The organism is Nocardia sp. NPDC006044 (genome assembly GCF_042871115.1).
GTDB lineage: Bacteria > Actinomycetota > Actinomycetes > Mycobacteriales > Mycobacteriaceae > Nocardia.
Genome location: NZ_JBIAID010000002.1, coordinates 485,952 through 498,190 on the forward strand (window position 1 = coordinate 485,952; position 12,239 = coordinate 498,190).

Here is a 12,239-nt window from a genome sequence, read left to right on the forward strand (position 1 = left end):
CTCGTCGTCGGTGTGGGGGTCGTGGTGCACCGGCTCGTCCAGCACTCGCCGAAAACAGAGTCCGCCTGACCGGTGGCGCGGTGGTGGTGCCGGTCACCACCGCGCCCGGTTCGAATCCGGCCGGCCGCTCGGCGAACGCCGGTCCCCGGCCGCACCAAGTGCAAGGAGGCAACAATGACCAGCAGCACCGCATCCACCGAGAGCGCGCGAGCACACGCGCGATCCCAGGCCGCCACGGCGACCATCGAGGGACCCGAACTGCCTCAGGGCGTCGAGCCGGCGAGAATCACTTTCGCCCAGCGCGTTCCGCCGAACGGATACGCGAATGTCGTGCTCGGCCGCGGAACTCGGATCCGGTTGTCCGACCCGGCCGGCGCCGCCTGTGCACATCTGCTGCTGGTGCGCCCCGAGGCACCGTGGGAACGCCTGAATGTCGCTGACACGGTCAAGGTTCCGTGGCAGGCCTATCTCGGCGACGGCCATCCGCTGCTGTCCGATCAGGGCCGCGTTCTCGCCACCGTCCTCGCCGACACCTCGGGCAGCCACGACACCCTGTGCGGCCCGACCGCCGAGGCACGGCAGCTGCTGTGCCTGGCGGGTGCCAAACATGGTCTGCAGCCGCGGGATATCGGACCGACGGTGTCGTTCTTCCGCGGTGTCCGCGTGGAATCCGACGGCGCACTGACCGCCACCGGCAGCGCCGCGCCCGGGTCGTCGGTCGACCTGCTGGTGCACCTCCCGGTCGTGCTGCTCGTCGCCGACGCCGCGCACCCGCTCGACGACCGCGCCGCAACGGATCTCGACGTCGTCGCCTGGGCCGCGCCGGAGGATCTCGCCGTCGAACACAGCACCGACCCGGAATACCAACGGGCCGTAGAGAACACCGAACGGGCCTGGACGGCCGCACTGACCCTGGAGGTAAGGCCGTGAACACCACCGCACGCACCATCGTGCTCGACGAGACCGTCCCCGCCCGCGCCCCGTGGTCCGCGGTCGTCAAGGCGGGCGAGCAGTTGGAGATCATCGACCTGCACGGCAACCAGGCCGTGGACTGCCTGCTCTATTCGGCGGCCGACCACACCGACCGCTACAGCGCGCAGGCCACCGTCGCCGCGCAGCGCAACATCTTCCTCACCACCGGCAGCGTGCTGCTGACCGACGCGGGCACCGCGCTGATGACCGTCGTCGCTGACGAGGTCGGCAATCACGACACCATCGCGGGCGCCTGCTCCCAGGAGTCGAACACGCTGCGCTACGGACACCACACCCGGCACCAGCACGCCTGCGTGGAGAACTTCCTCACCGCGGCACTGCGCTGGGGTCTCGGCAAGCGCGACCTGGTCTCGAACATCAACTGGTTCATGAACGTGCCGGTGGAGGCCGACGGCACGCTCGGCATCGTCGACGGATTGTCCTCGCCGGGAAAGAAAGTCACCCTCCGCGCCGAAATCGACACCCTTGTCCTGGTTTCCAACTGCCCGCAGATCAACAACCCCTGCAACGGCTTCGACCCCACCCCGGTGCGCATGGTGGTGTCCAAATGACCAGCACCGAACTATCCGGCGATCTTTCCCGCGGAACTGCCACCGGAACATGCCGGAGGACCAGCGAAGTCGTTGCCGCACAGGCCACCTCCGGCGGCACTCCGCCCGGACGCACCAATTCGGCTCGAGTCGAGCACCAATCGACAGAATTCGGGCCTACTGCGGTCTCCGTCGAAGTGGTCCGGGCCGGCATGCTCACGACAGTGCAAGATTGGCCGGGCCGAACAGGATACTGGCACGTGGGTGTACCGCCCTCGGGTCCTATGGACGATCTGTCGTTCCGGCTCGGCAATCGCGTGCTCGGCAATGCGGAAGGTGCGGCCGGGTTGGAGTGCACGCTCGGCGGCCCTGCGCTGAGGTTTTCGGCGTCTACCTGGGTGTGCGTCACCGGCGCACCGACCGGCGTCTCGGTGAACGGTGTTCCGGCGGAGCTGTGGCGGACCATTCAGGTGCCCGCGGGCGGCGTGCTCGACATCGGTGCGGTACGCGGACCGGGCATGCGCTGCTACGTGCTACTCGCGGGCGGCATCCAGTTACCTGAATACCTCGGCAGCACAGCAACATTCACATTGGGCCGATTCGGTGGCAGCGAAGGCAACGCCTTGCGGGCCGGCGAGACATTGACGCTCGGACGACACCGCGGCCCCGTCGCGGCCGCCGTACCGATGGATGACCAGCCGGTGCTGACCACGCGCTGGGAACTGGCGGTGACCGAAGGTCCGCACGGCGCACCGGAATTCTTCACCCGCGCCGACTTCGACACCCTGCTCGGCACCGACTACGCGGTGCATTTCAACTCCGACCGCACCGGCGTCCGGCTGATCGGGCCGAAACCCGACTGGGCCCGCACCGACGGCGGCGAGGCCGGACTGCACCCGTCCAATATCCACGACACCCCGTATTCGGTTGGTGCGCTGGACTTCACCGGCGACACCCCGATCCTGCTCGGCCCGGACGGGCCCAGCCTCGGCGGCTTCGTCTGCCCGGTCACCGTGGTCGCCGCCGACCGCTGGAAGCTCGGACAGCTATCCCCCGGCGACGCAGTACGTTTCGTGCCGATCCGCAGCGAACGCGCCGCCTCGCTCCGCGACCTCGGCACCGCGCGCCGCGCCAACTGGCCCATTGTGCTGTCCGCCGGCGGTGACGGTGACGACGGCATCCTGCGGCGCGCCGAGGTCGACGACGAAACCGGCGTCACCTATCGGCGCGCGGGCGACGACGCCGTCCTCGTCGAATACGGCACCATGACACTGGATCTCGCGCTGCGCGCCCGCGTGCACGCCTTGCACCAGCATCTGCTGGCCGCGGGTGTGCGTGGCGTGACCGAACTGACCCCCGGCATCCGCTCGTTGCAGATCCGGGTCGACCCGCACATCCTGCCCGTGCCCCTCCTGCTCGACCTGCTGGCCGAGGCCGAGCAGCACCTGCCCGCCGCCGACCGGCTCGTCGTCCCGAGCCGCACCGTGCACCTTCCGCTGTCCTGGGACGACCCGTCCACCCGCGAGGCCATCACCCGCTACATGCATGGCATCCGCGCCGACGCCCCGTGGTGCCCGTGGAACATCGAATTCATCCGCCGGATGAACGGATTGGCCACGGTGGCAGACGTTTACGACACCGTCTTCGGCGCCGAGTATCTCGTCCTCGGCCTGGGCGACGTGTACCTCGGCGCACCCGTCGCCACCCCGACCGACCCGCGCCACCGTCTGGTCACCACCAAGTACAACCCCGCCCGCACCTGGACTCCGCAGAACGCGGTCGGCATCGGCGGCGCCTACCTGTGCATCTACGGTATGGAAGGCCCCGGCGGCTACCAGTTCGTCGGCCGCACCACCCAGGTGTGGAACCACCACGCCGGCCCCCTGCCCGGCCGGCCGGGCGCGGACCGGCATCCATCCGGCGACGAAACCCCTTGGCTGCTGCGCTATTTCGATCGGATCCGCTGGTATCCGGTCGAGGCGGACGAATTGCTCGACCTGCGCGCCGATTTCGCCGCGGGCAATGTCCAGGTGCGGGCGGAGGACGGCGAATTCCGGCTGGCCGACTATCGCAGGTTCCTCGCCGACAACGACGCCTCGATCACGGACTTCCGCAGCACCCAGGCGGCCGCCTTCGCCGCCGAACGTGACTCGTGGCGGCTGGCCGGTGAACTGTCGACCGGTTGAGCGGCGCTGCGGTCATCGTCGCCGGCACGGCGGGGCCGCTCCACCCGCACGGCAGCGGGCACACATCGGGCCACAGCCGGCCCCGATTTCACCAGCCGAAGAGTTCCGCCAGATCGATCGCGTCGTCGTCCCACTGGCGTTCGATCGCCGCGCGCTCGGCCTCCGGAAGTTCGGGCGACCACCCGCAGCGGCGCCAGAACGCTTCCCGGTGTTCCTGGGTGAAGGGTCTGGGTTTGTCCATGGGCTGCACCTCGCCGACGGTCCGCTCCCCTGATTGTGGGCCTGTTCCGGCGGCGACATGCCGGAACAGGCCCACTGGCTTCGGTTTTCAGCGCAGGTCGCGGAAGAACTCGCGGACGTCGGTGGTCAGCAGTTCCGGCGCCTCCAACGCGGCGAAGTGGCCGCCGTGGTCGGCCTCGGTCCACCGGGTGATCGTGTTCGCAGGTTCCGAGTAGCGCCGGATGCCGACATCATGGGCGAGAATCAGTGCCGCGGTGGGCACTCCGGAGTTCGCCTTCGGCGCACCCCACGCACCGGAATGCGCGTATCCGACATAGGCCGCCGAGCCCGCCGTTCCGGTGAGCCAGTAGAGCATTACGTTGGTCAGCAGCCGATCCCGGTCAATGATCTTGTCCGGGTCCATGTTTCGCGGATGCGTCCACTCCCGGAACTTGTCCATGATCCAGGCGAGCTGTCCCACCGGCGAATCCACCAGTCCATAGGCCAGCGTCTGCGGCCGGGTGGACTGGATCGCGATATAGCCGAACTCCTCCTGCATGAACGCCTCGATCCGCCGCACCCGGTCGCGCTCGACCTCGTTCAGGCTCGCCAGCTCCGCCTCGGACAGCGGCAGCGGCGGCATCGGCCCCGGTCCGCCGTTGACATGCACGCCCACAACACTTCCCGGCGCGATCCGGCCGACCTCCGGACTCACCCCGGCGCCGATGTCGCCACCCTGCACGCCGTAGCGCTCGTACCCGAGCCTGCCCATGAGTTCGACCCAGGCCTGCGCCGTGCGCTCGATGCGCCAGCCCGATTCCGTGACCGGCCCGGAGAAACCGAACCCGGGCAGCGACGGGATCACCAGGTGGAACGCGTCTTTCGGATCGCCGCCGTGCGCCCGCGGATCGGTCAGCGGCCCGATGACATCGAGGAATTCGACCACCGAACCGGGCCAGCCGTGGGTCAGCAGCAGCGGCAGCGCGTCCGCTTCGGGCGAGCGCACGTGCAGGAAGTGGATGTTCTGCCCGTCGATCTCGGTCGTGTACTGCGGGTAGGCGTTGAGCTGCGCCTCGGCCGCGCGCCAGTCGTATTCGGTGCGCCAGTAGTCGACCAGTTCGCGCAGCCAGGCGGTGGGCACGCCGGTGTCCCAGCCGTCGCCGGGCAGCGGTGCGGGCCAGCGCGCGCCATCTAGGCGAGTGCGCAGGTCATCGAGCTGCCGCTGCGGGATGTCGATGCGGAATTCGGTGATCTCGTTGGTCATGAGAACAACGGTATAACCCACCTAGGACAGCTTCCGCCCTAGGTTTACGGCAGACTGAAATCCATGTTGGAAACCTCCGGACGACTCCTGCGACTGCTCTCGCTGTTGCAGACTCCCCGCGACTGGACCGGCACCGAGCTGGCCGACCGCCTCGAGGTCGACGTGCGCACGGTGCGCCGCGACATCGACAAGCTGCGCAACCTCGGTTATCCGGTGGATGCCACACCCGGCGTCGCGGGCTATCGGCTCGGGGCGGGCGCGAAGCTGCCGCCGTTGCTGCTGGACGACGACGAGGCGGTGGCGGTCGCGATCGGCCTGCGCACCGCGGCGGGCGGCACCATCACCGGGATCGAGGACAGCTCGCTGCGTGCGCTCACCAAACTCGAACAGGTGCTGCCGTCCCGGTTGCGCCATCGGGTCAGCCTGCTGCAATCGGTAACGGTCACGGTGCGGGCCGGTGGAGCGACCGTCGACCCCGATACGCTCACCGCGATCGCAGGCGCCATCCGGGACAGCCACCGCCTGCGCTTCGACTACCGAAGTCACGACGGCACAACCTCTTTGCGGACCACCGAGCCGCATCGCCTGGCGCACATCGGCCGTCGCTGGTACCTCATCGGCTGGGACGTCGACCGGGCCGACTGGCGTACCTATCGCTGCGACCGCCTGCGACCCCGCATCCCGACCGGGCCCCGCTTCACTCCGCGCGAGGGACCCGACGTGGATCTCTCCGGATACGTCTCGCGCGGAGTGGCCAGTTCGCCGTACCGGTATTCCGCCCGCATCACCCTCGGTGTCTCCGCCGAGGCGGCCGCCGACCGGATCGCGCCCACCATCGGCGCCATCGAGGCCGTGGACGACGAAAGCTGTGTGCTGCGAACCGGTTCGGACTCGCTCGACGAATTGGCCGTCTATCTCGCCACTTTCGGCTTCCCGTTCCGGGTACACGAGCCACCGGAACTGATCGCGCACATCCGCGAGCTGACCGCGCGGCTCACCGCATCGGTCGATCAACTCAGCTGATCAGCACCGTCTTGCCCTGGGCATGCCCGTCGATGACGTGCTGCACCGCGGTTGCGGCCTCGGCCAGCGGATACCGCCGCTCGATCACCGGCCGGAACTTGCCCTGTGCGGCGAGTCCGGCCAAGAACTCCAGATCGGCGCGTTGCGGACGCATCAGCAGCAGGCCGATCTTCTGGCTGACGAACAGGTTGGCCAGCAAGACCTTTCCCATCCAGATCACCGGTCCCGCCCAGTTGCCGCCGGGCGCACCGGCCGAGGAGACGAAAGTCCCTTTCGGCGCGAGGATTCGCCGGGAGTCCCGCAGCGATCGGTTGCCGACCAAGTCGAGCAGCACGTCGTAGCGTCGCCCGCTCGCGGTGAAATCGTCGGTGGTGTAGTCGATCACCTGATCCGCGCCGAGCGCTCGCACCAGCTCGATATGGCGGGTGCTGCACACCGCGGTGACCTCCGCGCCGAGCGCCTTGGCGAGCTGGACCGCGGCGGTGCCGACCCCACCCGATGCCCCATTGACGAGCACACTCTGCCCGGCCCGCAATCGGCCGACATCACGCAACCCTTGCAGCGCGGTCATTCCCGAATCAGGCAGCGCCGCAGCCTCTTCGATGGACAGTCCGGCCGGCGCGAGCGCGAGCCGCTGTTCCGCGACGCAGACGTACTCCGCGAAGGCGCCCGAGTTCACCGAGCCGAAAACCACGTCACCGCGGCGGAATCCGGTCACTTCGCGCCCGACGGCGACCACCTCGCCGGCCAGGTCGTGCCCGATGATCGGGTCCTTGGGGCGCCGCAGGCCGAAGCCGAGGCGCAGCAGGTAGGGCGTTCCGGTGAGCAGATGGGCGTCGCCCTGGCAGATCGCGGCGGCGCGCACCCGGACCAGCACCTCGCCGGGTCGCGGATCGGGCCGGTCCACCGGCTCGGTCCGAAGCACCGAGCCGGTGCCGTACCGCGGCGCGATCACCGCCGTCATCGTGCTGACATCGACCGTCGATTGCGAGCGCTTGACCTCGGACATGGGATTTCCTCGCCTGAAAACGTGTACTTACAGCGTAAGTCTCTCAATTCGGACGGTACGCTTACACCGTAAGTACGTCAAGAGAGGGGTCCATGGCTCAAACATCCGCCGGCACCCAGCGCGCGCCGCTCAACCGGGAGAAGGTGCTGCGCACGGCCATTCAGTTCGCCGACGAGCAGGGGCTCGCGGCGTTGTCCATGCGCAAACTGGCGCAGACGCTCGGCGTCGAGGCGATGTCGCTGTACAACCACGTGCGGAACAAGGACGACCTGCTCGACGGCATCGCGGACCTGGTCGCCGCCGAGATGGGCGTGCCGGAGATCGGCGGGGATTGGAAGGCGGCCATGCGCGCACGGGCGCACGGCGCGCACGCGGCACTGCTGCGCCATCCGTGGGCGACGGGCCTGATCGGTTCGCGGCTCAATATCGGACCGGCCATGCTGCGCTATGTCGACGCCACCGTCGGCTGTCTGCGCGCTGCGGGCTTCTCCTATCAGCTGGCCGACCGCGCGTGGAACGCGATGGACAGCCACATCTATGGATTCACCTTGCAGCAGGTGAACTTTCCGCTCCAGCCGGACGAATACGCCTCCGCGGCAGCACAGTTCCTGCCACTGATCCCGGCGGACCGGTTCCCCTACATGAACGCCTTGTCACAGTTGGTAATCGACGGAAAACACACAGGCATAGCCGATTTCGACTTCGGTCTGAATTTGATCCTGGATGGACTGGAACGACTCCTCGGTTCCGACTGACGGTCAGGCCCTGGCCGATCGGTCGATACCGACCGTCGCCTGCGGATTGGTGACGTCTCGAATAGTCCGCAGCGCGGCGATGAAGTTGTCGAGTTGCGCAGGCGCCAGCAACCCGGTGAACCAGCGCTCGACCGCGGCCAGATAGTCGGGCAGCACCTCCCCCAGCCGCACCGCCCCGAGATCGGTCAGCACCGCGTACGCACTGCGCCGATCACCGGGATCGAGTTCGCGCTCGACCAGCCCTGCCCGCGCCAGCCGATCGACCAGCCGGGTGACGCCACTCGTCGACAGCGTCGTCTGCGCGGCCAGGTCCGTCATGCGCAACCGCCGGTTCGGCGAACGACTCAGGCGCATCAGCGCATTCAGGTCCAAGCCGGACAGGCCGTGCGACTTCCATACCGGCTCCAGCTTGGTGACCACCCCTTCGTACGCCTCGAACAGCAGACCCATCGTGGTGAGCCGGGGGTCGTCGAACAGTTCGGTCGCATCCATGGCTCCTAACCTACCCGAAGTATTTGCCATGAGGATAGTTGACACGAGGAATACTCCGTTGTAGAAATATGCCAACGCATTATTCCGCACGACAACTACTGGAGCTTTCGATGTCTGACACCACCGCCTGGGTCGCCGGTTTCCGTTCCGCGGTCATCAGCCCGTACGAGCAGGTCAAGCTCACCGAGTCGCAGGCGTTCGCCGATCAGACCGTGCGGCAGGCGCTGCGTCTGGCCGGTGGCGGCGAGCAGGTCCGGATCCACTTGACCAACCGCTATGGACGCACTCCACTGGTCGTCGGCGCCGCCCGCGTCGCGCTGCGCAAGTCCGGCAGCGAGATCATCACGGAGACCGATCTCGCGCTGCGGTTCGACGGCGCGGAGCAGATCACCATTCCGGTCGGCGGCGCGGTGGTCAGTGATCCGGTCGAGCTGGCGGTGACCGCGGGCACCGATCTGATGCTGAGCCTCTATCTGCCCGAGCCGACCGGTCTCGCGACGCTCTCGCACCAGCCCAGCGAAATCGCCTATGTCGCGGCCGGAAACGTCGCCTCGTCGGCGGATCTCGGAGCAGCCGAAGAGGTTCCGGTCCGGTTCTATGTCACCGGTGTGGACGTGTTCGCACCCGCAGGTGCCGATATCGCCGTCGCCCTCGGCGACTCGTGGTTCGAAGGCGTCGGCTCCACCCTGAGCGCGAACCTCCGTTCCGTGGACATCATCAACAGCAGGCTCGATCGCGGCTGGGTGGTGAACCAGGGCATCGGCGGAAATCGTCTGCTCACCAACGAAATCGGCGTGCCCGGCCTGGAACGATTCGACCGGGACGTGCTCAGCGTCCCCGGCGTCCGCGCGGTCCTGATCAACTTCGGCATCAACGATCTGATCCTCGGCGGCATGTCCGGCGAACCGCATGCCACGACCGACCAGCTGATCGCCGGCTTCACCGAGATCGCCCGCCGCGCCCACGAGGCGAATCTGACCATCCACGCCGCCACCATCGGCCCCTACGCCGGGTGCATCTATCCCGGCATGCCCCTCGCCGAAACCCAGCAGACCCGTAACGAAGTGAACGAATGGCTGCGCACCACCGACGTTTTCGACTCCGTCTTCGACGTGGCCGGCGCCGTCGAGGACCCCGCGCGCCCCGGTTTCATCCTTCCCGCCTTCGACAGCGGCGACGGCATGCACCTGAACGACGCCGGCCACCGCGCCATGGGCGAGACCGTCGACATCACGGCACTGTTCAACTGAGACGCAGAACCGAGAGCCGTTGCGCCGCTTGGTGCAGCGGCTCGTCTCGTCGCCGTCCGGCTAGGATTCCAACCCGCGCAACACGATTGCGAGACCGCCGCGGAACTCGTCGTCGACCGACATCGTCCGAGCCTGCGCCGCGGTCTGGGTCAGGTACGGATACTCCCCGGAGGACAGTCGCGCGATGGCCGCGGTCGCGGGGGCGTTGATCGACGCGTAGTGCTGGTTCTCCAAGGACCCGAGCAGGAACGCGACCAGCGTGCGTTGGGCGATCACTCGACCGGGCCCGGTGAAGCCGCCGTCGTCGAGCACCGACAGCATCGCCTCCATCCAGCGCAGGGTGCCGCTCGCCGACTTCCGATGCCGAGGGACCAGCGGCACCGTCGCGGGATGGGCCGAGACGGCCGCCCGCATCCGCTCGAGCAGCGTGGCAAGGCGGTCTCGCCAGTGCGACTCGGCCGGGGTCGATACGTCCAGCCCCGCCAGCACCTCGTCGACGACCAGGACCTCCAGTTCCTCCCGGTCGGCGACGTAACGGTAGAGCGCCATCGTGGCCATGTGCAGCTCTTTCGCCACGGCCCGCATGGTGAGCGCGGACAGGCCGTCGCGGTCGATCACCGCGAGCGCGGCGGCGCCGAGATCGGATTTCGTCAGCGAACGAGGACGGGGCATGGGTTGACAGCGTACAAGCTACGCGCATACTGAACGTAGGCGTACGAGGTACGCCTACGAAAGGAATCGCTCATGCCGTTGCCCACGTCCGTCTCCGCCCGGGTCCTGACCACCATCGCCGACGCCCCGGTCCCCATACCCGACCCGACCCGTCTGGTCCATCTGCAATTCCGCCGCTTCGCCGGCTGCCCCGTCTGCAACCTGCACCTGCGCTCGATCGTCGCCCGCCGGTCCGAGATCGCGGCCGCCGGCATCCGCGAGGTCGTCGTATTCCACTCCAGCGCAACGGGACTGCGCACCTACACCGAAGACATCCCGCTCGACCTGATCGCCGACCCCACCCGAAAGCTCTACCGGGAATTCGGCGTCGAAACTTCCCCCAGGGCCCTCCTCGACCCCCGCGGCTGGCCCGCCATCCTCCGCGGCGTAACCCACGCCGCCACCGCCGCCCTCCGCAAGCACCAACCCGCTCCCCCGGCAAAACCCGAAGGCGGCAGCCTAGGCCTGCCCGCCGACTTCCTCATCGCCCCCGACGGCCGCGTCCTCGCCGCCAAACACGGCGTCCACCTCTACGACCAATGGTCGGTCGACGAACTCCTCACCCTGGCAACGGTTTCGGTGCAACGCCCGTGACGGCCTTCGAAAAGCCCTCCCTCGCAAGGGCATCCGCCCTCTGCTTCGGCGGTCTGCTGGCCGGTGCATTCGGCTACGGCGCGGTCAACGTCTTGTACGCATTCCGTAAGGTCCCCCTCGAGGTCCGATTCACCTTCCACACCGCGCTGATGTCGGTGAACGGACCGGTCATGCAGTCCCTCATGGGCCTGACCATCGTCAGCTGCCTGGTCCTCGCATTCCGCACAACCGCCCGCGACCGCTGGTTCGCCGGAACCGCCGCAGGACTCGCGATCGCCGCGTTCCTCATCACCCGCTTCGGCAACGTCCCGATCAACCAGCAGATCAAACAGTGGGCCCTGACCTCCCCACCATCGGACTACGCCGAGATCCTCAGCCGTTGGGAGACATTCCACTTCGCCCGCACAGCCTGCGCCATCCTGGCCTTCCTCCTGATCGTCACCCTCACCCCCGAGAAAAGAGCCACCAAGTCATGAATCCATTCGCAGTGATGACGTCTCCGTCAGGGCAGCAGCAGTCCGGGATCTATGGTGAATTCGAATGGGCTGCGCAAAGTGACGGCGTCTCCGGCCGCCACTCGGTGAGTTAGTTCGTAGGTCTTGTCGTCGCCGAGCTCGTGGGCGAACAGGACGGGCAGGGATTCACCTGGCAGTTGACCTTTGAACGGGTTGATCTCAAATCGCCAGTAGTTAGGGATGCTGGCCTCCGCGTAGACGACGGGTTTGACCATCCGGTCTTGCAGGGTTGTCGAACTGGACACCACTTCGACAACCAGCTTCACCTGTTCGGCTGGAATTCCGCGACTATCCCCATCGACCGGACCGGCGGCCGCAACCAGGTCGGGGATCGGTTCGTCCTCGCCGATCACGACGCCGACCCCGGGGAGTACGAGGTACCCGGGAGACGCAACTGCATCGAGGGCATTACCCAAACTCTGTATCAGCAACTGGTGTCGAATATTTGGTGGTGCGCTCACAACCAATTGGCCGTTCAACACCTCGTAGCGCATTCCGTTTTCCGGCAGGTGGTCGAGATCTGTGGCCCGCCACCGGCCACCGTGCGGGACCGGCATCACCATTGAGACGACCTCCTGCACGAAGGACGCGGACCGGAGCCCGCCGACCTGTATGAATCTAGTTCACAGCACCCAGACGAAGCCGCCGGTGAAGCGCACGTACTTGTGCGCTTCACCGGCGGGTGGCCGGTACCGGTC

14 protein-coding genes and 1 pseudogene are annotated in these 12,239 nt (G+C 67.6%); 9 read left to right on the top strand and 6 right to left on the bottom strand.

Annotation, left to right across the window (positions count from 1 at the left end):
• Positions 1 to 15: 15 nt before the first annotated feature.
• The 4 genes and pseudogenes from ACFYO1_RS19945 (at position 16) to ACFYO1_RS19960 (ending at position 3,709) form a co-directional block, all read left to right on the top strand.
• Positions 16 to 129: pseudogene (locus ACFYO1_RS19945) on the top strand.
• A gap of 45 nt (positions 130 to 174) precedes the next feature.
• Entirely contained in the window at positions 175 to 930 is a 756-nt protein-coding gene (locus ACFYO1_RS19950; RefSeq protein WP_387232853.1) for a DUF1989 domain-containing protein, read from the top strand.
• Positions 927 to 1,544, top strand: a complete 618-nt coding sequence (locus ACFYO1_RS19955) for an urea amidolyase associated protein UAAP2 (RefSeq protein ID WP_387232856.1) — start codon at positions 927 to 929, stop codon at positions 1,542 to 1,544. The genes ACFYO1_RS19950 and ACFYO1_RS19955 overlap by 4 nt, the downstream gene beginning before the upstream one ends.
• Before the next feature lie 191 nt (positions 1,545 to 1,735).
• Positions 1,736 to 3,709, top strand: a complete 1,974-nt coding sequence (locus ACFYO1_RS19960) for a 5-oxoprolinase/urea amidolyase family protein (RefSeq protein ID WP_387232858.1) — start codon at positions 1,736 to 1,738, stop codon at positions 3,707 to 3,709.
• An 88-nt stretch (positions 3,710 to 3,797) separates the two neighbouring features.
• On the opposite strand, the gene ACFYO1_RS19965 is transcribed toward ACFYO1_RS19960, so the two are convergent.
• Together ACFYO1_RS19965 and ACFYO1_RS19970 are read right to left on the bottom strand one after the other, a co-directional pair.
• Entirely contained in the window at positions 3,798 to 3,950 is a 153-nt protein-coding gene (locus ACFYO1_RS19965; protein ID WP_378725829.1) for a hypothetical protein, read from the bottom strand.
• An 87-nt stretch (positions 3,951 to 4,037) separates the two neighbouring features.
• The gene (locus ACFYO1_RS19970; RefSeq protein WP_387232861.1) at positions 4,038 to 5,192 is read right to left on the bottom strand and encodes an epoxide hydrolase family protein; all 1,155 of its coding nucleotides are present in this window, start codon (positions 5,190 to 5,192) and stop codon (positions 4,038 to 4,040) included.
• Positions 5,193 to 5,255: 63 nt separating this feature from the next.
• Here ACFYO1_RS19970 and ACFYO1_RS19975 point away from each other — a divergent pair, with 63 nt between their 5' ends.
• The gene (locus tag ACFYO1_RS19975; protein WP_387232864.1) at positions 5,256 to 6,215 is read left to right on the top strand and encodes a helix-turn-helix transcriptional regulator; all 960 of its coding nucleotides are present in this window, start codon (positions 5,256 to 5,258) and stop codon (positions 6,213 to 6,215) included.
• Here the strand turns inward: ACFYO1_RS19975 and ACFYO1_RS19980 are convergent.
• The gene (locus ACFYO1_RS19980) at positions 6,208 to 7,224 is read right to left on the bottom strand and encodes an NAD(P)-dependent alcohol dehydrogenase (protein ID WP_387232867.1); all 1,017 of its coding nucleotides are present in this window, start codon (positions 7,222 to 7,224) and stop codon (positions 6,208 to 6,210) included. The genes ACFYO1_RS19975 and ACFYO1_RS19980 overlap by 8 nt on opposite strands.
• 92 nt (positions 7,225 to 7,316) lie before the next feature.
• Here ACFYO1_RS19980 and ACFYO1_RS19985 point away from each other — a divergent pair, with 92 nt between their 5' ends.
• Positions 7,317 to 7,979: a TetR/AcrR family transcriptional regulator C-terminal domain-containing protein gene (locus ACFYO1_RS19985; protein WP_387232870.1), complete on the top strand. Its 663-nt coding sequence runs from the start codon at positions 7,317 to 7,319 to the stop codon at positions 7,977 to 7,979.
• Positions 7,980 to 7,982: 3 nt separating this feature from the next.
• Here ACFYO1_RS19985 and ACFYO1_RS19990 read toward each other — a convergent pair whose 3' ends face one another.
• Positions 7,983 to 8,471, bottom strand: coding sequence for a MarR family winged helix-turn-helix transcriptional regulator (locus ACFYO1_RS19990; protein ID WP_387232873.1), 489 nt, complete (start codon positions 8,469 to 8,471; stop codon positions 7,983 to 7,985).
• A 110-nt stretch (positions 8,472 to 8,581) separates the two neighbouring features.
• On the opposite strand from ACFYO1_RS19990, the gene ACFYO1_RS19995 reads away from it, so the two are divergent.
• Entirely contained in the window at positions 8,582 to 9,721 is a 1,140-nt protein-coding gene (locus ACFYO1_RS19995; RefSeq protein ID WP_387232876.1) for a GDSL-type esterase/lipase family protein, read from the top strand.
• Positions 9,722 to 9,781: 60 nt separating this feature from the next.
• Here the strand turns inward: ACFYO1_RS19995 and ACFYO1_RS20000 are convergent, their stop codons facing one another.
• Positions 9,782 to 10,393 carry a TetR/AcrR family transcriptional regulator gene (locus ACFYO1_RS20000; RefSeq protein WP_387232879.1) on the bottom strand — a complete coding sequence of 204 codons (612 nt, stop codon included), beginning with the start codon at positions 10,391 to 10,393 and terminating at the stop codon, positions 9,782 to 9,784.
• 72 nt (positions 10,394 to 10,465) lie between these two features.
• On the opposite strand from ACFYO1_RS20000, the gene ACFYO1_RS20005 reads away from it, so the two are divergent.
• Together ACFYO1_RS20005 and ACFYO1_RS20010 are read left to right on the top strand one after the other, a co-directional pair.
• Positions 10,466 to 11,026, top strand: a complete 561-nt coding sequence (locus ACFYO1_RS20005) for a peroxiredoxin-like family protein (RefSeq protein ID WP_387232882.1) — start codon at positions 10,466 to 10,468, stop codon at positions 11,024 to 11,026.
• Entirely contained in the window at positions 11,023 to 11,502 is a 480-nt protein-coding gene (locus ACFYO1_RS20010) for an anthrone oxygenase family protein (RefSeq protein WP_387232885.1), read from the top strand. The genes ACFYO1_RS20005 and ACFYO1_RS20010 overlap by 4 nt, the downstream gene beginning before the upstream one ends.
• A gap of 26 nt (positions 11,503 to 11,528) precedes the next feature.
• Here ACFYO1_RS20010 and ACFYO1_RS20015 read toward each other — a convergent pair whose 3' ends face one another.
• Positions 11,529 to 12,104 (bottom strand): Uma2 family endonuclease, encoded by a 576-nt coding sequence (locus ACFYO1_RS20015; protein WP_387232888.1) that lies wholly within the window; start codon positions 12,102 to 12,104, stop codon positions 11,529 to 11,531.
• Between the last annotated feature and the right edge of the window lie 135 nt (positions 12,105 to 12,239).